This is a genomic window from Limnomicrobium aquaticum (assembly GCF_040545545.1).
Lineage (GTDB): Bacteria > Pseudomonadota > Alphaproteobacteria > Rhizobiales > Rhizobiaceae > Ensifer_A > Ensifer_A aquaticum.
This window is the reverse complement of record NZ_JBEPMB010000008.1, coordinates 15,939-39,511: the sequence shown is the minus strand read 5'-3', so window position 1 is coordinate 39,511 and position 23,573 is coordinate 15,939. Positions and strand designations below refer to the sequence as shown.

Annotated in this window: 20 protein-coding genes; 7 read left to right on the top strand and 13 right to left on the bottom strand. The window is 60.5% G+C overall.

Annotated elements, in window-relative coordinates:
- The first annotated feature begins 2 nt into the window (after nt 1-2).
- Nucleotides 3-1,070 (top strand): ABC transporter ATP-binding protein, encoded by a 1,068-nt coding sequence (locus tag ABID16_RS19345; protein ID WP_354558006.1) that lies wholly within the window; start codon nt 3-5, stop codon nt 1,068-1,070.
- Nucleotides 1,071-1,133: 63 nt separating this feature from the next.
- Here ABID16_RS19345 and ABID16_RS19340 read toward each other — a convergent pair whose 3' ends face one another.
- The 7 genes from ABID16_RS19340 to ABID16_RS19310 all read right to left on the bottom strand — a co-directional run bounded on the left by ABID16_RS19340 (nt 1,134) and on the right by ABID16_RS19310 (nt 7,723).
- Entirely contained in the window at nt 1,134-1,649 is a 516-nt protein-coding gene (locus ABID16_RS19340; RefSeq protein ID WP_354558005.1) for a 2'-5' RNA ligase family protein, read from the bottom strand.
- Nucleotides 1,646-2,740: a LacI family DNA-binding transcriptional regulator gene (locus tag ABID16_RS19335; RefSeq protein WP_354558004.1), complete on the bottom strand. Its 1,095-nt coding sequence runs from the start codon at nt 2,738-2,740 to the stop codon at nt 1,646-1,648. Before ABID16_RS19335 ends, ABID16_RS19340 begins: the two co-directional genes overlap by 4 nt.
- Nucleotides 2,740-3,555 (bottom strand): ABC transporter permease, encoded by an 816-nt coding sequence (locus tag ABID16_RS19330; RefSeq protein WP_354558003.1) that lies wholly within the window; start codon nt 3,553-3,555, stop codon nt 2,740-2,742. Before ABID16_RS19330 ends, ABID16_RS19335 begins: the two co-directional genes overlap by 1 nt.
- Entirely contained in the window at nt 3,552-4,373 is an 822-nt protein-coding gene (locus ABID16_RS19325) for an ABC transporter permease (RefSeq protein WP_354558002.1), read from the bottom strand. The genes ABID16_RS19330 and ABID16_RS19325 overlap by 4 nt, the downstream gene beginning before the upstream one ends.
- Nucleotides 4,374-4,467: 94 nt before the next feature.
- Nucleotides 4,468-5,601 (bottom strand): ABC transporter substrate-binding protein, encoded by a 1,134-nt coding sequence (locus ABID16_RS19320; RefSeq protein WP_354558001.1) that lies wholly within the window; start codon nt 5,599-5,601, stop codon nt 4,468-4,470.
- A 110-nt stretch (nt 5,602-5,711) separates the two neighbouring features.
- On the bottom strand, nt 5,712-6,788 hold the full coding sequence (locus tag ABID16_RS19315; protein ID WP_354558000.1) for an ABC transporter ATP-binding protein: 1,077 nt from the start codon (nt 6,786-6,788) through the stop codon (nt 5,712-5,714).
- A 107-nt stretch (nt 6,789-6,895) separates the two neighbouring features.
- Entirely contained in the window at nt 6,896-7,723 is an 828-nt protein-coding gene (locus ABID16_RS19310; protein WP_435532450.1) for an inositol monophosphatase family protein, read from the bottom strand.
- Between the two features lie 298 nt (nt 7,724-8,021).
- On the opposite strand from ABID16_RS19310, the gene ABID16_RS19305 reads away from it, so the two are divergent.
- The 6 genes from ABID16_RS19305 to ABID16_RS19280 all read left to right on the top strand — a co-directional run bounded on the left by ABID16_RS19305 (nt 8,022) and on the right by ABID16_RS19280 (nt 14,008).
- Entirely contained in the window at nt 8,022-9,482 is a 1,461-nt protein-coding gene (locus tag ABID16_RS19305; protein WP_354558154.1) for an FAD-binding oxidoreductase, read from the top strand.
- An 8-nt stretch (nt 9,483-9,490) separates the two neighbouring features.
- Complete coding sequence (locus ABID16_RS19300) at nt 9,491-9,898, top strand: hypothetical protein (RefSeq protein ID WP_354557999.1); 408 nt, start codon at nt 9,491-9,493, stop codon at nt 9,896-9,898.
- Nucleotides 9,898-10,974, top strand: a complete 1,077-nt coding sequence (locus ABID16_RS19295; protein WP_354557998.1) for a hypothetical protein — start codon at nt 9,898-9,900, stop codon at nt 10,972-10,974. The genes ABID16_RS19300 and ABID16_RS19295 overlap by 1 nt, the downstream gene beginning before the upstream one ends.
- An 8-nt stretch (nt 10,975-10,982) precedes the next feature.
- Nucleotides 10,983-11,303, top strand: coding sequence for a hypothetical protein (locus ABID16_RS19290; protein ID WP_354557997.1), 321 nt, complete (start codon nt 10,983-10,985; stop codon nt 11,301-11,303).
- A gap of 231 nt (nt 11,304-11,534) precedes the next feature.
- A complete protein-coding gene (locus ABID16_RS19285; RefSeq protein ID WP_354557996.1) occupies nt 11,535-11,675 on the top strand; it encodes a hypothetical protein in 141 nt (46 codons plus the stop codon).
- Between the two features lie 2 nt (nt 11,676-11,677).
- Nucleotides 11,678-14,008, top strand: a complete 2,331-nt coding sequence (locus ABID16_RS19280) for a glucose/quinate/shikimate family membrane-bound PQQ-dependent dehydrogenase (RefSeq protein WP_354557995.1) — start codon at nt 11,678-11,680, stop codon at nt 14,006-14,008.
- 38 nt (nt 14,009-14,046) lie between these two features.
- Here the strand turns inward: ABID16_RS19280 and ABID16_RS19275 are convergent, their stop codons facing one another.
- The 6 genes from ABID16_RS19275 to ABID16_RS19250 form a co-directional block, all read right to left on the bottom strand.
- Nucleotides 14,047-15,411: a glycoside hydrolase family 28 protein gene (locus ABID16_RS19275; protein WP_354557994.1), complete on the bottom strand. Its 1,365-nt coding sequence runs from the start codon at nt 15,409-15,411 to the stop codon at nt 14,047-14,049.
- Between the two features lie 144 nt (nt 15,412-15,555).
- Nucleotides 15,556-17,214 carry an ABC transporter ATP-binding protein gene (locus ABID16_RS19270; RefSeq protein WP_354557993.1) on the bottom strand — a complete coding sequence of 553 codons (1,659 nt, stop codon included), beginning with the start codon at nt 17,212-17,214 and terminating at the stop codon, nt 15,556-15,558.
- Nucleotides 17,215-17,231: 17 nt separating this feature from the next.
- A complete protein-coding gene (locus ABID16_RS19265) occupies nt 17,232-18,353 on the bottom strand; it encodes an ABC transporter permease (RefSeq protein WP_354557992.1) in 1,122 nt (373 codons plus the stop codon).
- Nucleotides 18,353-19,360: an ABC transporter permease gene (locus ABID16_RS19260; RefSeq protein ID WP_354557991.1), complete on the bottom strand. Its 1,008-nt coding sequence runs from the start codon at nt 19,358-19,360 to the stop codon at nt 18,353-18,355. Before ABID16_RS19260 ends, ABID16_RS19265 begins: the two co-directional genes overlap by 1 nt.
- A gap of 116 nt (nt 19,361-19,476) precedes the next feature.
- Nucleotides 19,477-21,558 carry an ABC transporter substrate-binding protein gene (locus ABID16_RS19255; RefSeq protein WP_354557990.1) on the bottom strand — a complete coding sequence of 694 codons (2,082 nt, stop codon included), beginning with the start codon at nt 21,556-21,558 and terminating at the stop codon, nt 19,477-19,479.
- Between the two features lie 113 nt (nt 21,559-21,671).
- Nucleotides 21,672-23,123 carry an alpha-glucosidase/alpha-galactosidase gene (locus ABID16_RS19250; protein ID WP_354557989.1) on the bottom strand — a complete coding sequence of 484 codons (1,452 nt, stop codon included), beginning with the start codon at nt 23,121-23,123 and terminating at the stop codon, nt 21,672-21,674.
- Nucleotides 23,124-23,573 lie beyond the last annotated feature (450 nt).

Below are 23,573 nucleotides of genomic sequence, written 5' to 3'. Positions count from 1 at the left end.
TCATGGCCTCCATCGATATCCAAGCGGTTCGGAAGAATTTTGGGAATTTCCCTGTCCTGCGCGGCATCGATCTCACCATTCAGGATGGCGAGTTCATCGTGCTTGTCGGGCCATCCGGTTGCGGTAAGTCCACATTGTTGCGCATGATCGCAGGCCTTGAAGAGGTGAGCGATGGGGAAATCCGGATCGCCGGCAAACGCGTCAACAGTCTCGCGCCAAAAGATCGCGACATCGCAATGGTCTTTCAGTCCTATGCCCTCTACCCGCATATGAATGTCGCGGGCAACATGAGCTACAGCCTGAAGCTGCGCAAGACGCCGAAAGAGAAGATTGCAAGCGCCGTTCGAGACGCCGCGGCGAAGCTGGGCCTCGATCCATTCCTGGAGCGCCGCCCCAAGGCGCTATCCGGTGGCCAGCGACAACGCGTCGCCATGGGTCGCGCCATCGTGCGCCAGCCCAAGGCGTTTCTCTTCGACGAGCCGCTCTCCAATCTGGATGCTCGACTGCGCGAACAGATGCGCGCCGAAATCAAGCAACTCCACCGCAGCGTCAGCGCAACGTCTATTTACGTCACGCATGACCAGATCGAAGCGATGACCTTGGCAGATCGGATCGTCGCAATGCACGGTGGCGTCGTGCAACAAGTGGGAGCGCCGCTGGAGCTTTACGATCGTCCGGCCAATCTGTTCGTCGCGGGCTTTATCGGCTCGCCTGGGATGAACTTTATCGCTGGCCACTACAGCGCGGCAGGCGACCATGCCGAGTTCAGGCTCGCAGACGGAACAGCGATCCCGCTTCGCCCGCGTGGCGGTATCGAAAACGGTGCTGCTGCAACGCTCGGCATCCGGCCTGAGCATGTCGGCCTGACCACAGAAGGCCCTTGGGAGGCGTCGATCGACCTGATCGAGCCCACCGGCTTCGGCATTATCCTGCATCTGGACTTCCGCGGCCAGAAGTTGAAAGTCTTCACCCTCGATCGCGACGTCCTCAACGCGAGAGGAAGCGTCCGAATGGCGCTTCCCGCATCGTACTTGCACCTCTTCAACGCCGAGGGTAGCCGCGTCGACTGATCAGAACGCTTCGCTTGGGCCGCGTTCGGCCACGGGTTGGGGGAAAAATTGCTAACTCGTGATTCAGACCAGTCTCAGAGCATGGACGATGTTCCAGTCTTCAATCGCTATCGACTGCGCGGAGTTGACCACGGCGATCGCGTCAAAGCGGATGACCTTTCCATCCAGTTCCTGGCGAAGTCCCGCTTCTACGGCCTTTCTCTGCTCCTCGCTGACGCCATAGGCCAGCGAGATATGCGGCATGAAGCTCTCGACGGAGCCGACCCCGAAGGCGTCGACCGCCCGCATCTTGAGCGCGCGAAGCCTTCCCTCAGCCTCAAACGCTGCATAGAGCGACCGGAAAAATTGCGGCAGGCCATGGATGCCGGTGACAGGCGTTGAAAACGCTGACTCACCGGCAAAATGCGAATCCAGGACCTCCGCCAGATCCCCGGCGGATCGTTCCATGTCCTCCACAAGCGTCAGATGCGGGATGAACCTTGGCGTGTCCAGCTTGTCGGAAAGGCCGAAAACGATGTTCTGAAGCCGATCAAGGTCAGCGCTGCATGGCTGCAGCCAGATAGAATGCCAGGAGGTCATTTTTCTGTCCCTTCCGTTGTTCGCGCTGTCGTGAAGGTCTGCTCCCCCTTCCCCTTGCCCGGCTTGGGTGAACGAACCGTGTCGCGCATGATCAGAGGCACATCCAGTTCGGAAATAATCGGCGGTGCATGTGGATCGCTGAGACGCCTGTCGAGAATGCGCAGGATTTCCCGCGCCTGCCGCTCCGCGCTCTGCTGAAAGGTTGTCAGGCGATAGGCACCCCAGCTGGCCTGCGGGATGTCGTCGAAGCCGATCACCGAGAGATCGGCTGGAATGGCAAGCCCCAGCATGTTGCGTGCATAGTCCATGACCCCGAGCGCCATCAGATCGTTTACGCAGAACACGCCCTCGATGCGACGCTGTGGCGAGAGAAGCAAGGAAGCCGCGAGCGTGCCGCCCTCGTAATCGGTCCGCTCCGCACGTTCGACCACAACCTCCAGCCCAGCGTTCCGGGCAGCATCGACATAGGCCCGTTCCCGTTCGACGAGATTGGGGCTCCCGACGGCCGACGTGACCAGACCGATGCGGGCCATGCCGCGGGCGGCGAAAATCTGGACGACCGTCTGTGCAGCGAGCGCATTGTTGACGCGGACGTGGTCCGGCCCCTCCTCACTGCGCCCGACGGCGATCAGTGGCTGACCGTTGCGCTGGGCAAGATCGATGAAAGCCTTCGACGGCATGCCCGAAAGAACGATCGTCGCCTGCGCCCGATAGCGCAAAAGAGTCTCATGCGACGCCTGACCTGTCTCGGACCTGTCCGTGGTGATCAGCACGGGCACTCGACCGTTCTCAATCAACAGGCGCGACAATGTTGAAATCTGCAGCGCACGGAACGGCGTTTCCGGATCGGACGCGATCATGCCGACCAGCTGGCTGCGGTTTGCCAACAGGCCTCGGGCCAGATCATTCACCTGATAGCCGAGTTCCTCGGCAGCTCTGAGAACCTTTTCGCGCGTGGCAGGCGAAACACTGGCGCCATGCGTGAACGTGCGCGACACGGCCGAACGAGATACGCCCGCGCGCTCTGCCACCTCATGGGCACTGATATAGCGCGGCAGATCGGTTGGATCGTTTTCATTGCCATCCCGCATCAGCGCCCCACCTTGGAAAGCACGTCGGCGCGCAGGAACCGCTCAATGACAAGCATGAAGGCGATGGAGGGCACGAGCAGGATGAGCGCGGTGATCGAGGCGATCTGGTAATTGCCCCCAGAACCGGCTGTGTAGAGCAGCAGGGGCAGGGTCGAGATATCCGGTGCGCCGACAAAATAGGTGCCGGTGAATTCGTCGAGCGATTCCAGGAAGACGAAGACGGCGCTGGCGAGCAGGCCGGGGGCGGCAATCGGCAGCGTCACATCGCGGAAGGTGCGCAGCGCCGAGGCGCCCATGGAGCGCGCCGCCTCTTCGAGTTCCCGGTCGATGGCGGAGAAGGCGGCGGTGGCGATCCACACCGCATAGACGAGACCGTGGGTGACATGAACGAGAACGACGCCAACGACGGTGCCGTTGAGGCCGATCTGGTAGAAGAGCCGGGCGATGTTCACATAGACCGGCAGGTTCGGGAAGGCCTGCGGGATGAGGAGCACGAGCAGGATCGCGCCACGGAAGGGCAGCTTGAGCCGCGCCAGCGCATAGCCGGCGGGGATGGCAAGGCCGATGGAAAAGACGACGGTGAGGCAGGCGATGAGGACGCTCATCGTCAGCGAGGTCGTGGCATTGCCGCGCGGGGAAAACACGCTCACCCAATAGGAGAAGCCGTATTGCAGCGGCAGGGCGTGCGGGAAATACCACTTCTCCGCCACGGCCCAGAGGACGAGATTGGTGAGCGGGCCGAAGATGGCGAAGGCGAGCAGGCCGAGCCCGAGGGCTCGCGGTATCCACTTGAGGTCGATCATGGTTGCGTTCATCGATGGTCCCTCATCGTCTGGCGCAGATAGACCCATGCCACGAGGCTGGTCGTCAACAGCGATATGACGCCGAGCGCGTTGGCAACGCCGTAATCTCCATAGGCATTGATGCGGAAGGCCATGCTGGCGGTGATCATGGTCGGCGATTGCGCATTGATCATCAGCGGCACGGAGAGAACCGACATCATGGTGACGAAGCTGAGAATGAGGCCGACAAGCAGCGTGGGCAGCACCTGCGGCAAGATGATTTCGATCAGAATGCGCAGGCGGCTGGCGCCCAGATTGCGGGCGGATTCGATCATCGAGCGGTCGAGCGAGGCCATGGCGCCGGCGAGCAGCAGGGTGACGAAGGGCGTCTGCTTCCAGACGAAGGCGATGACGATGCCGCGCCAGTCGAGAAAGCTCGTCGTCTGCATGGGCGTCAGGATGCCGGCCTGCATGAGCAGGCTGTTCATCAGCCCGTTCTTGGCGAGAAAGGTGCGCAGGATCTGGCCGACGACGATGAAGGGTACGAAAAGCGGCCAGCGATAGAGCCAGCGCAGGATCGCCACCGCGCGCGGATTAGAGCCGAGCGTCAGATAGCCGCCGATGGCGATGGAAAGCAGCGCGATCAGCACAACGGAGAGGCTGACGATGACGATCGTGAAGACGATGTCGCTGCTGTAGAGCTCGAAGGCTTTCTGGAAATTGGCAAAGCCGAACCTGCCGTCGACGCCGAAAGCCCCGGCGATGGAACTCACCAGAGGCACGACGAAGAGCGTGAGCACGATGACCAGCGCCGGCGTGACCAGCAGAAGGCCTAGAAGTGGGATCGGCATGGGTTTCACCGAAGTCTTGGTTTCGAACAGGGTTCGCCGGTCAGGGGCGAGAGAGTTGCCGGGGGCGGGAGAACGCCGCCCGGCAGGCGCTCCATCAGTTGCCGACCTGGCGCTCATAGGCTTCCAGGATCGCCTTGTTGTAAGGCGCAATCGGGAAGGCCTTGCCGTTCTTGGCGAGGTCAGCCGGACCGATATCGGTGAAGAGCTTTTCCCAGGTTGCCTTGTCGAGCTTGGCCTGGACATGCTCGGCATCGATGCCCGGATACCAGTTGAAGCGCTCGACGATGCCCTTGGCCTGGACTTCCGGGCTGGTGGCGAGGTTGACGAATTTCTCGGCCAGCTCCTTGTGGGCGGCCTTTTCCGGGATCGTGTAATGCATCGGCTGGCCGGGCATGCCGGGGGCGGGAAGCACGAGCTTCATCTCCGGCGGCAGCTTGCCGGTGGCCTTCCAGCTATAGAACATGTCCACCCAGACCGGGCCGATGGCGATTTCGCCGCGGCTCAAGAGGTCGAGCGTGCCGGCGTTACCCGGGGTCAGCGTCGCGTTGGTGGTGAACTCCTTCAGCTTGGCGAAGGCGGGCGTCCACTTTTCGGCCTCTGCGGCGTCGAACGGGCCGTTCTGCAGCTTGTCGCCATCGCCGGCAAAGGCATAGATCCAGCCCATGACGAAGCTGACGCCGGAGGCGCCGCCCTTGATGCCGTTATAGCCGAACTGCTTGGGATGCTCCTTCGCCCAGGCGACGAGTTCGTCGTAGCTCTTCGGCGGGGTGGCAACGAGCGCCGGATTGTAGGCGAGCGCCGTCTGGCTGTTGAACATCGGCATGACATAGCCGTCGACATTGGTGCCGAGCGCCATCTTGGCGTTGGAGCGCGTCACCAGCTTGCCGCTTTCGATCTTGTCGCGATACTTTTCGAGATACTTCTTCTCGACCATGGGGCCGACGAACTTTTCGTGCACCACGGCGACGTCCGTGTCCCAGGTCGGAACGTTCGCGCCGGCCTGCGCATCGAAGCGCTCGAGGATCTTCTGCGAACCGGCATCGCCGGGGCCGGTGCCGACCGCGCGGACCTTGACGCCGGGGTTCTGCTTTTCAAACAGCGGGCCGAGATACTCGTTGATATAGTCGACCATGTTCTGGTCGCCGGCCGTCATGACGGTCAGCTCTTCAGCCATGAGCGGCGAGGTCGTGAGGCCAAGGGCCAGGATCGAATAGGCGAGGGTTTTCATGTCATCTGTCCTTTTTGAGGTGATTACACACATCTGTTGAAGGGCATGCGGGGTATTGAGGCGGTTTGTCCGGAGCCCGGCGAAGGGCTCCCTGCGGTCGCGTCGCGCGGTCAGTTGCGGGCGAAAATGTAGAGCGCGGGTTCCGGCACGGTGATTTCGACGGCTGCGCCCTCTTCGAAGCGCGTGGCGCTATCGACGATCAGGCTCGTTTCGCCGAGATGCACGACATGGCGCCAGAGCCCGCCCGGATAGCTCACCTGCGACACCTGGCCGGTCAGCACCAGCCCGTCGCGTTCGGAGACGGAGGCATCCCCGGCCGGGGTCATCCGCACCGCTTCGCTGCGGAAGCGGGCGATGGCCTTGCCGGTGACAAGCTGCCGGTCGCCACGATCAATCACGGCCTTGCGGTTGTTGCGGCCTTCCGAAATGCCGATGCTGTTGCCGAAGACGTTGACATTGATCTCGACGACATTCTCGGCCCCCATGAAGGCGGCGACGAAGTCGGAATTCGGCCTGTTGTAGACCTCCTGCGGGGAGCCAGCCTGGGCGATCTCGCCGCCGTTCATGATGACGATGCGGTCGGCCATTACCATGGCCTCCTCGCGGTCATGCGTGACATGGACGGCGGTGATGCCGAGGCGACGCTGCAGCGCGCTGATCTCGTGGCGGACCGTGAGACGGATGCGGGCGTCGAGGTTGGAGAGCGGCTCGTCGAGCAGCAGGATATCCGGATTGATGGCGAGCGCCCGGCCGAGCGCGACGCGCTGGCGCTGGCCGCCCGAAAGCTCCGACGGCTTGCGGCTGCCCAGCGCCTGCAGGCCGAGAAGCGCCTTCATCTCGTCGATGCGCTGGCGGGCGGCCGTGGCCTCGACGCGACGGAGCTTGAGACCGTAGCCTATATTCTGGTCGACGCTCATATGCGGCCAGAGCGCGTAGGACTGGAAGACCAGCGCCATACCGCGCTTGTCCGGCGGCTGGCGCGTCACATCGCGGCCGTCGATGGAGATCGTGCCGTCGGTCGGCGTGTTGAAGCCCGCAAGGGTGCGCAAGAGGGTCGTCTTGCCGCAGCCCGACGAACCGAGAAGCGCAACGAATTCCCCCTTGCGCACGGAAAGATCAATCCCTCTCAGGACTTCCGTATTGCCGTAGCGCACATGTGCTTTCGATATAATCAGGTAGCCGTCCATCGGTCCCTCCATACCAATGAAGATTGCACAGCCGTGCAAAAGTTTTATGACAGCGTCCGCACAGCGTCCTTTTCAAACGCCGGGAGCCTGAACCTCCTCCCCGAGGTTCAGGCCAGCTGTATTCCAACAACGCGACTGATCGAGTCTGCAAGTCCGGGAACCGAGGCCAGAACCGGCCCTCCGCGCAGGATCTTTTCATCTCCCTCGAATGAACAGATCCTTCCGCCGGCCTCCTCCACCATCAGCAAGCCCGCGACACAGTCCCAAGAATTCATGTGGCGTTCCGCATAGGCCTCGTTGCGCCCGTCGGCCACATAAGCGAGCCCCAGCGCGCCCGAACCGGCACGCCGCACATTGAGACCGAGATCGAGTAAACCGCTCATGGTCTCGAGGTAATCACCCTTCTCGATCCGCGACGACCAACCCAGTTCAACGGTCGCCGCCTGCGCGGACGCAACAGCCGACACACGGATCGGCCTGCCGTTCAGGGTAGCACCCTCCCCGCGGCGAGCGAAATGCAGCTCGCGAAGGACAGGGTTGTAGATGGCGCCGAACTCGGCGCGGCCGTTCTCCACATAGGCGATGGCGATGCAGAAATGGGGAATATTGCGAGCAAAATTGGCCGTTCCGTCGATAGGATCAACGACCCACAAGCGGGGAGCGTTGCCCGCGCCTCCGCCTTCCTCGCCGAAAAAGCCGTCGCCGGGAAAGGCGTCCGCAACGGCCTGACGCAGCAGCGCTTCGCAGCGCCCGTCAAATTCGGTAAGATAGTCCTGCGGACCCTTCATCTGCATCGTGCGGGCCTGTCCAAAACCCTCCATGACCAGATCGCCAGCGCGAACGATCACCTGTTTGCAGAAATCCACCTTCTCGTGCAGCATGGGACCTGTCCAAGGATTTTCGACATCCAGATCATTGCACAGCCGTGCATTCATGTAAATATCCGATCGCCGGCCTTGCGCTTCCACGAGGTGGCGGCCACCCTGCCGAGCGACTGTGGAAACGTATCGGCAGCCGGCGTCGGAACCGCTCGTCCCAGCATCTCTCCGCCGCGCGCGTTGATTTGCAGCCATGGCTCGGATTGGAACCAATTCCTTAATTTCAATTTAATAGACTTCTAGTTGAAGTTCCCGTGACTGATCATTTCCGGGACAATGGTGGGGAAGAGGTTTGGACGACACGGTTTCAAAGGTGAGCGGAAAGAAAAGCAGAATTGGCCGCCGGCTGTTCCTGATGGGCGGCGCAGCGATTGCCGGTGCTGTGGCGGGGCGATCCCTGACCCTCTCCACCAATGCCCGCGGGCCACTCTTTCCGAAGCCGGAAGATGCAATGGCTGATGGCGTACTCAACGACGCGAGTGAATTGTCGCCGACGCCGGTCCGTAGACATATCACGCTGTCGTCGGCACCGGACACTGCTACTATAGAAGCCATACGCAAGGAATTGGAAGCTGCAAAGGCGGCGGGGCAGCCGTTTGTTGCCAGTGCCGCGCGCCATTCCATGGGGGGTCAAAGCCTCGCCCGAGACGGCGCCGTCCTGACGCTCGATCAGGAATGGCTTGAGCCCAATACGGCTGCCAGGACTTACCGCGTGGCCGCCGGCACGCGCTGGTCGACGGTTATCTCGAAGCTGGACAAGATCGGCTTCTCGCCGGCCGTCATGCAATCGAACAACGACTTCGGTGTCGCCAGCACATTCTCGGTCAATGCGCATGGCTGGCCGGTTCCCTTCAGCGGCTGCGGATCGACAGTCCGCTCACTGAAGCTCGTGACGGCTGGCGGCGAGCTCATCACCTGCTCGCGCACGGAAAATGCCGACATCTTCAATCACGCCATGGGTGGATACGGCCTTTTCGGCGTGATCACCGAGCTGGAACTCGACATGGTTCCAAACGCGCTTCTGCAGCCGCAGTTCGAGCGTCTGGCCGGTCGCGATCTGGGCAAGCGATTTGCGGAGGCTCTGGCTACAGATCCATCCATTCAGATGGCCTATGGGCGCATGGACGTTTCGCTCGACCGCTTCTTCGACGACGCCCTGTTCATCACCTATCGGCCCACAGCAGACCAGTCGAATATTCCTCCGGCTGTCGGCTCCGGCATCGTCAGCCGCATCGCGCGCGACATTTTCCGGGCGCAGGTGGAGTCCGACGAGATCAAACACCTGCGCTGGTGGACGGAAGCGGTCGCCAATCCCGCCATCGCGGCGCAATCGACCCGAAACAGCCTGATGAACGAGCCGGTGATCACGCTGGACGACCGCGATCCCGGACGAACCGACATCCTGCACGAATATTTCGTATCACCGTCACACTTTGCCGAATTTGTCGAGGCTTGCAAGGATGTCATCCCGGCCTCCTATCAGCAGCTTCTCAACATCACCCTGCGCTATGTGAATACGGATCGGGACAGTGTGCTGACCTATGCCACGGAACCGCGCATCGCCGCCGTGATGCTGTTCTCCCAGGAAAAGACGATGCGCGGGGAGGCGGACATGGCCCGCATGACCGAGGCGCTGATCGAACGTGTGATTGCCATCGGGGGAAGCTATTACCTGCCCTACAGGCCGCACGCCCGGCTCGACCAGTTGCAGAAAGCCTACCCCCGCGCCGCAGACTTTGTGGCTTTCAAAAGAAAGCTCGATCCGGGACTTCTGTTCCGCAACGGTCTCTGGCAGAATTATCTATCGAGCATCTAGGGCTGGACATGTCGAAACTTCGTTTGATCGCCGGCCTCTACGCTCTGGCTCTTCTGGGTGCTGCGGCCCTCAATTACATTCCGGGCCTGACGGACGCGCAGGGCCGCGCCTTTGGCATTTTCGCACTCGATATCTATGACGACAGCCTGCATCTGGCCTCGGCAATCTGGGCGGCGACCGCGGCCTATCTGTCGGCGCGGTCGGCGCGGATTTTCCTGTTCTATTTCGGTCTCCTCTATTTTGGTGACGGGCTGCTGGGCCTGATCACCGGTTCGGGCTATCTCGATCTCGGGATCATCAATTACGGCATTCTGGATCTGCCGTTCGGTTTCAAGATCCTGGCAAACCTGCCGCATCTGTTCCTGGGCGGAGCCGCCATCGTTTCGAGCTATGTCTTCGCCAAAGAGGCGCGCTGATGCGGCGTCTGCTGAAAGGCCTGGCCATCCTGGCCTTTATGTTGCTGCTGGGGATCATAGGCCTCATCAGCCCGGCGGGCTATGTGGAAGCCTTCTGCCATGGCGACCCGCAGGCCCAGACCTTCGTTCCGCTCATCAAGGACCCCGAGCAACGCCGGGCGGAGGCGAACACGTACCTCACCTATCCCGAGTGGCATATTGTTTATGCCTATGACGGCCTTGCCGAGACCCTGAAAAATGGAGACGAATATCAGTTCCCCTATTGGGAAAGCGTCAAGGGCTTCTGGACGACCGATTGCGCGCTCACCCGCATCGCGGACGCCCATGGCGGAGCCGATACTGATACGCGGCTGACCATCGCCACGATCGGCGTGAGCTTTACCCTCGAAATGGGCCTCAAGGCTGCCTATGAAGACACGATCGGCCGTCTCACGGCCTGGTGGCGCGGGCCCGAGAAGACGCCGCAGGACATCGTCGCGCGCGACATGGCGATCGACTACGCCGCCTTCCTGCGTCAGGTTCCCTGGTACAAGTATCCGTTTCAGAAATCGATCGACGCCCTGCGGGCAGCGCCTTCCGACGGCTCGCTCAGAGCCCTGGAGCGTCGCTTCGCGCTCGGAACCGAGTGGCGTTCGAAAATCGCCTACGCCGGCGCCATTGCAAGCGCGGTCGGCGTGGCCGGAGAGGCGAAGCTGACGATCTTCTCGGCCGTCACGGATATCGATGCGAAAAGGCTTGCAGGCATCAAGGATGTCCGGGTCGTATCGGAGAGCGGCGGGTCCATTCTGATCGAAACACCTCGTTACGATCTTTTCACGCATATTCTGGCGGACATTGCGCGGGCTGGAGGCAACATTCGCGAGATCGCCGGCAACGACGACATCATGTTGTCCGCCACCGTCAAGACGGGCGAAACTTCGCCTCTGCTTGAGAGCGGGCAGTTGATCACGCGCCTTCCGCGAACCGGCTTCGGCAACGATCGGGTTCTTATGTCGGTGAAGGTCGGCGAACTTGCCAATATTCTGCGAGAATGGCCGATCGCCGATCCCGGCATCGAGCATATTTTTGATTACTGAGCGTGACGATGACCCGGCGTCTGAAATCGGTGAGCAAAAAGGTGGCATTGGCCGCTGCGTTGCCGCTTGCGGTGTTTCTGTTGTTTGCCACAGTCTTTGCGATTACCGGAGAAGCTCCTGCCGCTCTCGTGATCTTTCCTCCGGCACGCGATCCGGCGGGGTTGCCGGAAGACATCGAGGTGCTGCGCTGGGACGGGCAGACCGCCGTCGTCACAAGCGACAACCTAGACTATGTTCGACGGCTCTATCAATCCGGCGCGGTTCTCGTGCTTCCGTTCAGGAAGAGCGGCTGCTTGGCCCTGCAACCTTCCAGGAAGCCCGCCGTGTAATCCGCCGCCGCCAGATACCTTGGTAACCGGCTGCAAAAAGATGCGTTGGAATCCGCTTTCCATCCACCAAATCCGGCAAGAAACGCTGCCAATCAGGTGATTATATACGAAATTGATGCCATACGGCAGCGAATTTGGCTTGTTCAGGCGTGTGAAGCGCCGTCCGCCAACGAGATAAGGGAACAATCGATCGCTGCGCGGGTTTCACCGACGAACAATCGGGAGTACCCCATGAGTAACAGACTTCTCTGGGCTGCGGCCGCCGTGATCATCTTCGCCGCCGCAATCATCTACGTCTCTCAAAGCATGACGACTGATCAGCCCTCCAATGAGCGGCCGTCCCCCCACGCGATCAACCAGGGGAACGGCTGACCATGATACAGGCAATCACCTCGTTCGTCTTCGCCATCGTCGGCCTCATCACAGGTGGCGGCGGTGTCTGGCTTCTGCTTCTGGGGGGAAGCTGGTTTTATGCCTTCGCGGGCATCATGTTCCTCCTGACAGCCTTCTTCGTGTGGAGGCGCAGCCGTGTCGCGCTCTGGCTCTACGCGGCGTTTGTGCTCGTGGCCCTTCTTTGGGCTCTATGGGAAGTCGGCATGGACTGGTGGGCGCTCATGCCGCGCGGCGGCATCATCATCCTGCTCGGCATCTGGCTCGCCATGCCGTGGACCGTCGGGCCGTTGCGCAATGCGGGGGATTCCACACGCCAAAGCCTTTCGGCACCGCTGCTTGCAACGCTCGCAATCGCCATTGCCGTTGCCGTCGTCTCGGCGTTCAATGATCCGCACAATATTGGCGGGAGCCTGCCCACAGACGTCGTCGCGCAAAACGCCAGTGTGGGACAGTCAGCGGATGCGGGCGAGTGGCCTGCATACGGACGAACCGAATTTGGCCAGCGCTACTCGCCGCTCAATCAGATCAACGCGAGCAACGTGAGCACGCTGAAAGAAGCGTGGCGCGTCGAAACCGGAGACGTAAAAGGTCCAGACGACGTCGGGGAAACGACTTATGAGGTCACGCCCCTCAAGCTCGACAACTCGCTCTATCTCTGCACGCCCCACAATCATGCCATCGCGCTCGATGCGACAACCGGCAAGGAAAAGTGGCGCTTTGACCCCAAGGTGGGCCTGAACGGTGACAGGCAGCACCAGACATGCCGCGGCGTGACCTATTACCGCGACACGGCGGCGGCCGCAGGAACCTCATGCTCGCAGCGCGTCTATCTGCCGACCTCGGATGCCCGCCTGATCGCTCTTGATGCGACCAATGGGCAGGTGTGCCGTTCGTTCGGCAAAAATGGCGAACTGCACCTCGAAGAGGGCATGAAATATGATCCGTCAGGCTATTACTATTCGACGTCGCCCCCGCTCATTACCGGCAACAAGATCATTATCGGCGGCGCCGTCAACGATAATTACTCGACGACCGAACAGTCAGGCGTCATTCGAGCTTTCGACGTCCAGACGGGCGCGCTGATCTGGAACTGGGATTCCGGCAACCCAGACCAGACCGCTCCCCTGCCGGCCGGGCAGACCTACACCACCAATTCGCCGAACAGCTGGTCGGTCTTTAGCGCCGATGCCAACCTGGGCCTTGTTTACATTCCGCTCGGCAACAAGGTTCCCGATCAGCTCGGGATGGGACGGAGCGAAAGCGTCGAGAAATATTCCTCCTCCGTTGTCGCCCTGGACATCAATACCGGCGCCGTGCGCTGGGCTCGCCAGACCGTTCATCACGATCTATGGGACATGGATGTTCCGGCCCAGCCCGCGCTTGTCGATCTGACGGCGAAAGATGGAAGCACAGTTCCGGCGCTGGTAGCGCCGACAAAACAAGGCGATATTTACGTACTTGATCGCCGCAACGGCGAGCCGATCCTGCCCGTCAAGGAGGTTCCGGCACCGGGCGGCACCATTCCGGAAGATCGGGCCGCCGCCACGCAGCCCGTTTCTTTGCTGTCGTTCAACCCGCCCCCGCTCGAAGAACGCGACATGTGGGGCCTGACACTCTTCGACCAGCTCGCCTGCCGCATCGAGTTCCATCAATATCGGTATGAGGGCCGCTATACGCCGCCCTCGCTCACCGGCTCGATTGTCTATCCTGGCAATTTCGGCACGTTCAACTGGGGCAGCATCGCCGTCGATCCGCAAAGGCAGGTCATGTTTGGCATGCCCACCTATCTCGCCTTCATTTCGCAGCTTGTCCCGCGCGCGGAGGTCCCGCCGAAGGGACAGGTGAAGGGCAGCGAGCAGGGCCTGAACCGCAACGAAGGCGCGCCTTACGCCGTCATCCTCAAGCCGTTCCTCGGGCCGCTTCAGGTGCCTTGTCAGGCTCCGCCGTGGGGCTACGTGGCCGGTGCAGATCTCAGGACCGGCCAGATCGCCTACAAACACAAAAACGGCACTGTGTATGACATGACGCCGCTTCCCCTGCCCTTCAAGCTCGGCGTGCCCGGCATCGGCGGACCGATCATCACGCAAGGCGGCGTCGCGTTTCTTGCCGCGGCGGTCGATGACTATTTCCGCGCCTACGATCTGACGACTGGCAAACAGCTTTGGAAAGCGCGCCTGCCCGCAGGCGGGCAGGCAACCCCGATGACTTACACCGGAGGCGACAACAAGCAGTATGTCGTGCTGGTGGCAGGCGGACACGGGTCCATCGGGACAAAGGCCGGCGACTACGTCATAGCCTATCGCCTGCCCTGATCGGCAGGCGGGCTTCGGCGAAAGCCGCTTGCGCAGCGTCAGCCGCCGGTAGCCGGAAACGCGACCCACCGGCCTGCGCAATCGGGGGCTGCGCCACGCGCGGGCTTGACCGCCAAACCAGCGGGTCCCGGCGAGACTCCACTGGGGCCAATCGACAGTTCTGTATTTTCAAGATGCCATTTGGCCGCATCTGAGAAGCGCACTCCGTCAAAGTTCACCTTGAGAGAGTGCGCCTGGTCGTAGCCGCGCAGGATGAGCGAGCCATCGCCACCGGTCACATTTCGCAGGCTGATCGAGTCAAAGACGGGAAATTTCGTTCCGTGTGCCGTCTTGTCGTAGCGAGTATCGAAATCGAGAGGGTTCTTGTTGTTGCGAAGGCATACATCCTCGTAGCGCACCCGCGTAACCAAACCGCCGCGGCTCACGTCGCTCTTGATGCGCAGGCCCGACGTCGTGCCGTCGAGTGTGGCGTTTCGGACCAGAATATCGCTGACGCCGGCATTCACCTCGCTGCCGATCGAGAGACCGTGACCCCAATAAAAATGATCATCGACAATGGAGATATGATGGGTCGCCCCCTTCCCTGCCTTGATCGCGATGTTGTCGTCGCCGGTCCGGATGAAACTCCGGGCGATGGTAATGTCCTGCGAGGCGCCGGGATCGATGCCATCCGTGTTGCGGGCATCGGCAGGCGTGTCGATCTTGATATTCCAAAACGTCGCTCCCTCGACCGCATTGAGGACGACATGGAAATTGGGAGAATTGCGAAGGGTGATCCGATAGAAGGTGAGTTCGCGGGCCTGCTCTGCCTGGATCAGGCGGGGATTGTTCTGTTGTCCGCCATCCTTCTGCGCGCGGCGGGCGAGTTGCCACCAGGTCTCCGAGTGTCCGGGCTGTTGCGAGGCCATCGTAGCGCCGCCCTGCCCGTCGACGACACCGTCGCCGACAATCCCGCCACCCTTTGTGCCTTCAAATGTTATGAAAGCCGCGCAGCCCCCGCCCTTTTTGGCAATCGTGCCGCAGGTGCCCGCTCCCTTGTCATAGGCCCGCGGATCGGAAACTGCGGCCAGCGTGACGCCGCGATCGACCCAAAGGGTGACGCCGGATTTCATGTTTAAAGGACCGCTGACAAACCGCCCGCCGTGAGCCCCCTTGACGAGACGAACCGCACCGCCGGAAGGGCATTGATCGATCGCCGCCTGCAACAGCTTTGTCTCCTCCTTCCAGGCACCCTTGGCGGTGTCACCGGAAGGCAAAACGCTGGCGCAGACATTTTCCGGCATTGCGGGTTCAACGACAGTTCTACGATCCTGCGCATGAACTTGCGCTAGCGGCACGAAACCGCCCGCCATCGCGCCGGAGGTCGCGCAAAGGAAGAAGAGAGAACGAAAAGACAGGTGCATGGACGGGTCTCGCAAAGCAACCGGCCCCCTGCAGGATTTATGACGGGCCGGCCACCCGATACGACATCCAGAACCATGGCATTTTTCCGGCGTCCTCACTGGCACAGCGTTTTGCGAGACAATACGAAGATCCGCGTTGCCATCTCAATCGGCGACCTCAAACGCCGCTTTGACCAGCTTCTGTGTATAGTCGGTCTGCGGCCGACTGAGAATATCCTCGACCGGGCCCTGCTCCACGATCTTGCCGTGCTGCATGACGATGACGCGGTGGCAGAGCGCGCGAACGACCTTCAGATCGTGGGAGATGAAGAGGTAGCTCAAGCCCCGCTCATCCTGAAGCTTGCGCAAGAGATCGATAATCTGTGCCTGGACCGAAAGGTCGAGTGCCGAAGTCGGCTCATCCAGCAGCAGGAACTCCGGCTCCAGTGCAATGGCGCGGGCAATGGCAATGCGCTGCCGCTGGCCGCCGGAGAACTCGTGCGGAAAGCGGCCGGTGATATTGTCGGGAAGTCCGGCATCCCGGAGCGCCGCGCGCACGCGATCCAGCCGCTCGGCGCTAGATGCGCCGATGCCGTTCACGACCAGCCCCTCCCCAATGATCTGACCGACAGTCATACGAGGGTTGAGCGAAGAAAACGGGTCTTGGAAAACAATCTGCATGCGCGAGCGCAGTGGCCGCATCTCCTCGCGGCTCTTGTTCTGGATCGGAACGTTGTCGAAGAGGATTTCGCCGCCGTCCTGGTCGATCAGCCGGGCGAGCGCCTGTCCGAACGTGGTCTTGCCCGAGCCGGATTCGCCGACGAGCCCCAGCGTTTCGTGTCGGCGCAACCGAAGCGAAAGACTGTCGACCGCTACGAGATCGTGATAGGTGGGATGGAAGAAGCCGCCCCCGCGCAGCGCAAAGGCGACGCGGACATTGCGCCCTTCGAGGATGATCGGTTCGCTATCGCCGAGCGGCTTGGCCGTGCCGCGTGGTTCGGAACCGAGAAGGTGGCGCGTATAGGGATGCTTTGGCGCTGCGAAGAGTGCTGCTGTCGTATTATGCTCCTGTAGCGCACCCTTCTGCATAACGTACACATAGTCGGAGAACTTGCGCACGACGGTGAGGTCATGGGTGATCAGGATCACCGCCATGCCGTGCTTCTTCTGCAGGTCGCGAATGAGGTTCAGGATCTGCGCCTGCACGGTGACGTCCAGCGCCGTGGTCGGCTCGTCCGCGATCAGAACATCCGGATTGTTCGCAAGCGCCATGGCGATCATGACGCGTTGGCGCTGTCCTCCGGAAAGCTGATGCGGATACTGATCGATCCTCAATTCCGGATTTGGTATACGTACCTCATTGAGCAAGGCAACAGCCTGCCTGCGGGCCTCCGCCCGGCTCACCCGGCGGTGCGCGCGGAAAGCTTCAACGATCTGGTTCCCCACCGTATAAAGCGGGTTCAGAGAGCTCATCGGCTCCTGAAAAATCATGGAAATGCGACGGCCGCGCAACTGCCGGCGTTTCTCGCGCGAATATTTCAGAATGTCCTGCCCGTCAAAAACAACGCGGGCGTCAGGGCTGACACGCGCCCGCTTCGAAAGCAGTCCCATAATGAGGCGCGCCGTCACCGACTTGCCGGAGCCGGACTCGCCGACAACGGCGATCGTCTCGCCGCGATAGAGCTGAAGCGAAATGTCGCGCACCGCCTGCACGTCGCCGTGTTCGGTCCAGAACGTCACACCGGCATTGCGAACATCGAGAAGCGGCTGATCGGTATGATGAACAGCATCCAGGCGAAGATCGGGAATGAGATTGTCGGTCATCGAGCTCTCCTCGCCTCTCAATATGGGTCGATGGCATCGCGAAGACCGTCGCCCAGCGCATTAAACGCGAAGACTGTGATCAGCACGAAGCCGACAGGGGCGAGAATCCACGGATAGGACCCAATGACGGAATAGTTCGCCGTGTCCTGCAGCATCAGCCCCCAGGACATCAGCGGAGGCTTCACGGCAAAGCCGAGGAAACCTAGGAAGGATTCCAGCAGCACGATATTCGGAATGTTCAGCGTGACCGCGACGATCACATGGCTCATCACATTGGGAAAAATGTGCTGGAAGATGATGCGCCGGTCGGTTGCACCGATGGCGATCGCTGCCTTCACATATTCGATGCGGGCCAGCGCCAGCGTCTTGCCTCGCACCTCGCGCGACATCTGTGCCCAGCCAAGCGCCGACATTACCACGATCACGAAGGCCAGAAAGACATTCGTTGGTGCCGTGACCGGGATCAACGAGGTCAGGGCCAGATAGAGCGGCAATTGCGGAAAGGCCAGAACGAGTTCGACGAAACGCTGCAGCCAGGTATCGAATGCCCCTCCGAGATAGCCCGAAACCAAGCCGACAGTCGTTCCGATCACGGTCACGATCGTGACCACCGTCAGTGCAATCATCAGCGAAATCCGCGAGCCATAAATGGCACGGGAGAGAATATCGCGCCCGAGCTTGTCTGTTCCCAGGAAGTGTACCGGCTTGCCGTCGGTCGAGCCGAAGAAATGGATCGTTGCCGGGATGAAGCCGAGAAGCTTGTATTCGAAGCCGGAGACGAAGAAGCCGAGCGTCCGCGGATTGTCGAAGTCGGGTCCGCTGATGGGCTGGAAGGTGACCGGATCCAGCTTTTCGGAATCAACTAGCGGGTAAATGCGCGGCATCGCAAAATTGCCGTCCTTGTCATGGATGGAAATGCTTTCAGGCGGCATGAAGGATGAATCCGACTGGATCGGGTCGACGGGCGCAAAAAATCCGGCGAAAACCGCCATGATCAGCAGCATGCAGACAAGGACCAGACCCAGCATGCCGGTGAACGACCGCTTGAGGCGGCGCCAGACCAGCGCCTGATAGCTTTCGTTGCCCGCAGGCGCGGATTTCACGGTCGGTTCGATTGTGGTTTCGGCAGGCACCAGCATCAATGCGCCCCTCCCAGTCTGACGCGCGGATCAAGGGCTGCCAGCAGCATATCCGCGATGATGTTGCCGATGATCAGCGTGGCGGCGAGCACCAGCATGAAGGTCGCCGTGACATAAACGTCACCCACATGCATGGAGCTGACGATGGCCGGACCGACGGTCGGCAGGGCGAAGATGATCGCCACCTCGATTTCGCCGGTGAGCATGTAGGGCAGCACCACGCCCTGATACATGATGAGCGGATGCAACGCATTCGGCACGGCATGGCGCATGATGACGGCGCCTTCGCGCAGGCCCTTGGCGCGCGCTGTCTCAATATATTGGGCATTCAGCGTATCAAGCAGATTGCCGCGCATGACCCGCATGTTGTAGGCGAGCCCGCCGAAGGTCGCGATGGCGACGACCGGCCAGACATGCTTGACGAGATCGACGAACTTGTCCCAGGACCATGGCGCACCGCCGTAACGCGACGAGAAGAAGTTACCGATGTCGCTCATGTTGAACTGGAAGACCAGCAGATAGACCATGATCAGCGCCATGAGGAAGCGCGGCACGGTCATGCCGAGAAAGGCGATGCCTGAGAGGATCGTGTCGACCCAACTATATTGCCGGGTGGCGGCCAGAACGCCGAAGGTAATTCCAAGCGCCGAAGCGAAAATATGACAGACGAGTGCGAGAAGCAGCGTACGCGGCAGGCGTTCTGCGACAATCTCGCCGACTGGCCGGTTGTAATACATGCTGTAGCCGAAATCGCCCTTTGTCACCATCGCACCGATCCAGTTGAAATACTGGACGACCATCGGCTTATCGAGGCCATGTTCCGCGGCATAGGCCTTTGCCTGCGCGTCGGCCTGTTCATAGGACGCGCCGCCCAGGTTGATCAGCTGCGAGCGAATATAGTCCGAATAATTGCCCGGTGGTGCCTGAATGATCGCGAAGGTGACGACGCTGAGGATCAGCAGCACCGGAATCGCGGACAGGAGGCGTGTAACCAGAAACCTCAACATGAACCTTTGTCCTCAAGAAGGGTGGTGGCGGCTTCGGGCTTGCACACCCCAAACCGCCACCTTTTGAGTTCCGCGCCACGCGTTTTCACCGGCGGCGCGGAGCTGGGAGGATACGCTTACTTCTGGGGGCCATCGCCACCCGGCTTGCCCGGCAGCATGTCCTTGAAGAGCTGGTAGTCGCCCTGATCGGCAACCGGAACATAGAGGCGTTCGCGGATGACTGAATCTTCGGCCCAGTTGAACATGTAGATCGGTGTTCCGGGCGGAACGTTCTTGAAGCGCTTGTTGATGATCAGCGCACCGGGATATTCCACAAGACCCACCGTATTCACGTTGGTTGTGTAGATCTTCTGGTACTTCTTCATCAGCTCGGCCTGTTCCTTCGGATCGCTCGCGACAATGAACTTGTTGACCGTGTCCGCAAGCTCCTTCTCGAACGGCATCAGGTCGAGCTCGTTCTTGTTGTTGGCGCGATGGAACCAGCTGGTACGCGGACCCGTGGCAGCAAGCTGCGGCGTGTTCTGGACGACCGAAGCCAGTTCTGCGGAGGTACGCAGGACTTCCCAGTCGAACTTGCCCGCACCAGCCGCCTGGTCGCGGTCCTTGCCGGCCTGCGTGTTGAGCACAACGCGAATGCCAAGTTTCTGCATCTGCGCGACCACACCTTCCGCAAGGCTCTTGTCGGTCGTGTAGTCATTGGTCATCAGCAGCGAGATTTCGACATTCTTGCCGCCATTGACGTTGGCCGGGAAGTTGACGATCCCGTCGCCGTCCGTGTCCTTCAGACCTGCAGCGGCCAGTTCCTTCTTCGCCCCTTCAAGATCGAAGGGATAGTACATGGTCGACTGGCGGTCATAGAAGTTCGAGCCGGACAGGATGCCGCCTGGATAGGTCGCCACAAACGGACCCTTGACGAGGGAATCGCCAAGTTCCTTGCGGTTGATCGCCATGGTCACGGCCTTGCGGAAGTGCTCGTTGCGGTTCAGTTCACGAACCGCCTGCGCCCGTGCGTCCGGATCACCCCAGCCATTGGCCGAGAAGTTCATGTTGATGTTATAGCCAATGAGGCGCGAACCGAAGGCGAGACGGGCCGGCGCATCCTTCTGCGCAGCGCGCTTCAGGGATTCAACGAAGTTTTCCGGCTGCTCGAGGTTCGAGAAGTCGCCCGAGCCGGCCACGGCCTGAACGTCACGATCAGCCCATGTCGAGAGCTTGTAATGCATCTCGTCCAGGTAAGGCAGCTGGTTGCCCTTTTCGTCAACCTTCCAGTAGTACGGGTTGCGGCGCAGGACGATGATGTCGTCCGGACGATAGGCAACCGGCACCCAGGCACCCATGACGGGGAAGTTCATGTAGGTCGGCGGGAAGGCGTTCTTATACTGGTCGTAGGTGTTCTTCGAATATTTCGGGTGCTGCGGCTTGAGCACATGCGCCGGACCGGGGCAGAACGTGCCATAGGCCATGTTGTAGATGAACTGCTTGGGGAACGCATCCTTGAAGGTCCATTCGACAGTGTACTTGTCGATAGCCTTCAGCGTCGTGCCGACACCGAAGGTTTCCGGCGAGGCACCGTTCAGCGGCTTGACATTCGTGTCGAGCACGTTGTCTTCCCAGTAGAACATCAGGTCTTCGGAGGTGAACTCGACGCCGTCAGACCATTTGGCGCCTTCAAGCAGGTGCATGGTCAGCGTGTGTCCATCCTTGGACCATTCCCAGCTCTTCGCGAGGTTGGGCAGCGGCTGCAGATCGTCAGCCTTGACCTGGAAAAGCGGACCGGTGCGCGTCAGGCATTCGCTGAGACCGATATCGATCCCGCCCCAGCCTTGCGTCTGGCCCGCCCAGTAGTTCCAGCCTTCCGGACGTCCCCCGATAACGTGACGCATCGTGTCGCCATAAACGCCGATGCCGTCGGCCATATTGGCCGTCTTGTAAACCATCGGCTCCTTGGGCAGACGATCCTTCACCGGGGGCAGCTTGCCCGCATCCACGAAGTTCTTCTTGACCCATGCCGGTTCATTATAGGCAGGCAGCGCCTTGTATTCGAGGATGGCCTTGCCATCCACATATTGCACCTTGGTCTGCGCCGGAAAATCCGGCGGCTGCGGCACGGCCGTCAGGTCCGATGCCACAGCAACCGTCGTAAACGCGGACACGCCGACAAGAAGGGCGGCCGTTCTCAATAGATATAGGTTAGTCATCCTCACTCCCCTTTGAAAGACGGGCTCCTGTCCCGCTTTTACGTGATGAAAACCGGGCCTCCCGCCCGGTCTTACGGCGGCCCGAAGGCCGCCGGATTCCATTGTCCGCGAAATCAGCTCGCCTGCTTGATCGCGCGCAGTTCCTCGATCGAGCGAACTTCGCGGCGGGCCGAGCCCTGCCAGTCCCGCGTCTTGACCGTTGACATCTTAAGCCGCTCGCGCGCCGCCGGAATGGCATCGGCATATTGCGGCAGCCACTGAGCTTGTGCGACCAGCATCTCGTCCACCATCTGCCACACCTCCTCCGGTGTGCAGATCGCGCCGACCAGCGGGTCATGCAGCATCGCCTGCTTGAGAAGATCGACATCACCGGTGACCGCGGCATGAACCGACATGCGCTGGACATTGATCGAGGCCATGCAGGTCGCGGCCGCGGCTTCCGGAAGGGTAATACCGGCTGCCATGTTGATACCGAAGCGATCAACAAAACCGGGCGATTCAATGATCGCATCCGAAGGCAGATTGGTAATCACGCCATTGTTCTTTTGGTTGAAATGGCCGCGATAGACGCGCCCCGTTTCGATGGCCTCAAGAATGTAACTCGCGTGCTCGCTGGAGCGCCTGTAGTCCGACAGCGGCCGCTTGGCGCGCTCAAGCACGGTCGGGAATTCGGTCTCGAACCAGTTGCGGTTCTCTGTCGTGTAGCGCAGGTAGCCACCCGTTTCGCCATGGATCCAGTCCGACATGTCGATCCATTTGACGATCTCGTCCGCCCGCTTGCGATACCAGGGCAGGTATTCGGATAGATGCCCATTGCTTTCCGTGGAATAGACACCGAAGCGCTTCAAGACGTCGATGCGCACCTTTTCCTGCTGGCTGATGACAGGGTGCCGCTCAAAGGCAGCGATCAGTTCGTCCTTGCCGATCTTGCGGCCCTTGACGCGCACATCGACATACCAAGTCTGATGATTGATCCCGGAGCAGATGAAATCAAGGTCTTCGTGAGCTACTCCCAGGACTTCGGCAATCTGCTCTCCACCATGCTGTACACCGTGGCACAAACCGATCGTGTCAACCTTACCGTGATCGATCGCCGCCCAGGTGTTCATCGCCATCGGGTTGGCGTAGTTCAGGAACTTCGCCCCGGTTTCCGCGACTTCGCGGATATCCTTGCAGAAATCGAGGATTACCGGAATGTTGCGCTGGCCGTAGAGAATGCCGCCTGCGCAAATAGTGTCGCCGACACATTGATCGACACCATATTTCAGAGGAATGCGGATGTCGTCGGCATAGGCTTCCAATCCACCAACTCGAACGCAGGACACGACATATCGCGCGCCTTCAACGGCCTTGCGGCGATCTGTGGTCGCGCTGATGCGAACCTTGAGACCATTGGCCTCCTTGATGGTGTTCAGAACTTTCTCAATAAGGGAGAGATTGTGCTGAGACGTATCCGTCAGAGCAAACTCGACGCCCTCGAATTCCGGCACCTTCAAAATGTCCGAGAAAAGTTTGCGTGTAAATTCGACGCTGCCCGCGCCGATAATGGCGATCTTGAAAGTCACTGCCTTCTCCCATGCATATCAGCACTTCAGCGGGCGGCCATCTAGCGCATTGGCATACTGCCTCTGAGAAATGACCATGCCTGCGGGTGCTGCCTCGCTCCGTTGAGAGGTGATTATCCAGACGAGCGCCGCGATGAAAAGAGAAGCGTTATGCTATTGAGGGTAAAATTGTGCTCATAAATGGCGTATCATTGAAGGGCCCACCGGCAAGACGCAATCACCATAGAACAGGTCGTTCGCACCGGTGCGGCTGATTTCGCGGCCTCGAATAGGACAAAATTCGATTTTTCCTCTGCCTCCGCCCAAAGTCCTGGGCAATAACGAAATCCAGCGATGTGAAAGTAATATCACCGCAAATGCGATCGATGAGCGAAATCGCTCGCTCATGCGCCAAGGCAGTCATCGGGCAAGACGGGCGAAATTTCCTAAACGAAATCTAAATCGCCGTTT

What these genes read in the sequence shown, in the direction of transcription:
- ABID16_RS19295 (WP_354557998.1), top strand. Translation starts at nt 9,898, where the DNA reads ATGCGGCGTCTGCTGAAAGGCCTGGCCATCCTGGCCTTTATGTTGCTG.
- ABID16_RS19325 (WP_354558002.1), bottom strand. Translation starts at nt 4,373, where the DNA reads ATGCCGATCCCACTTCTAGGCCTTCTGCTGGTCACGCCGGCGCTGGTC.
- ABID16_RS19310 (WP_435532450.1), bottom strand. Translation starts at nt 7,723, where the DNA reads ATGAATGCACGGCTGTGCAATGATCTGGATGTCGAAAATCCTTGGACA.
- ABID16_RS19320 (WP_354558001.1), bottom strand. Translation starts at nt 5,601, where the DNA reads ATGAAAACCCTCGCCTATTCGATCCTGGCCCTTGGCCTCACGACCTCG.
- ABID16_RS19290 (WP_354557997.1), top strand. Translation starts at nt 10,983, where the DNA reads ATGACCCGGCGTCTGAAATCGGTGAGCAAAAAGGTGGCATTGGCCGCT.
- ABID16_RS19345 (WP_354558006.1), top strand. Translation starts at nt 3, where the DNA reads ATGGCCTCCATCGATATCCAAGCGGTTCGGAAGAATTTTGGGAATTTC.
- ABID16_RS19315 (WP_354558000.1), bottom strand. Translation starts at nt 6,788, where the DNA reads ATGGACGGCTACCTGATTATATCGAAAGCACATGTGCGCTACGGCAAT.
- ABID16_RS19275 (WP_354557994.1), bottom strand. Translation starts at nt 15,411, where the DNA reads ATGCACCTGTCTTTTCGTTCTCTCTTCTTCCTTTGCGCGACCTCCGGC.
- ABID16_RS19305 (WP_354558154.1), top strand. Translation starts at nt 8,022, where the DNA reads ATGGGCGGCGCAGCGATTGCCGGTGCTGTGGCGGGGCGATCCCTGACC.
- ABID16_RS19265 (WP_354557992.1), bottom strand. Translation starts at nt 18,353, where the DNA reads ATGCTGGTGCCTGCCGAAACCACAATCGAACCGACCGTGAAATCCGCG.
- ABID16_RS19270 (WP_354557993.1), bottom strand. Translation starts at nt 17,214, where the DNA reads ATGACCGACAATCTCATTCCCGATCTTCGCCTGGATGCTGTTCATCAT.
- ABID16_RS19335 (WP_354558004.1), bottom strand. Translation starts at nt 2,740, where the DNA reads ATGCGGGATGGCAATGAAAACGATCCAACCGATCTGCCGCGCTATATC.
- ABID16_RS19255 (WP_354557990.1), bottom strand. Translation starts at nt 21,558, where the DNA reads ATGACTAACCTATATCTATTGAGAACGGCCGCCCTTCTTGTCGGCGTG.
- ABID16_RS19340 (WP_354558005.1), bottom strand. Translation starts at nt 1,649, where the DNA reads ATGACCTCCTGGCATTCTATCTGGCTGCAGCCATGCAGCGCTGACCTT.
- ABID16_RS19330 (WP_354558003.1), bottom strand. Translation starts at nt 3,555, where the DNA reads ATGAACGCAACCATGATCGACCTCAAGTGGATACCGCGAGCCCTCGGG.
- ABID16_RS19300 (WP_354557999.1), top strand. Translation starts at nt 9,491, where the DNA reads ATGTCGAAACTTCGTTTGATCGCCGGCCTCTACGCTCTGGCTCTTCTG.
- ABID16_RS19280 (WP_354557995.1), top strand. Translation starts at nt 11,678, where the DNA reads ATGATACAGGCAATCACCTCGTTCGTCTTCGCCATCGTCGGCCTCATC.
- ABID16_RS19260 (WP_354557991.1), bottom strand. Translation starts at nt 19,360, where the DNA reads ATGTTGAGGTTTCTGGTTACACGCCTCCTGTCCGCGATTCCGGTGCTG.
- ABID16_RS19285 (WP_354557996.1), top strand. Translation starts at nt 11,535, where the DNA reads ATGAGTAACAGACTTCTCTGGGCTGCGGCCGCCGTGATCATCTTCGCC.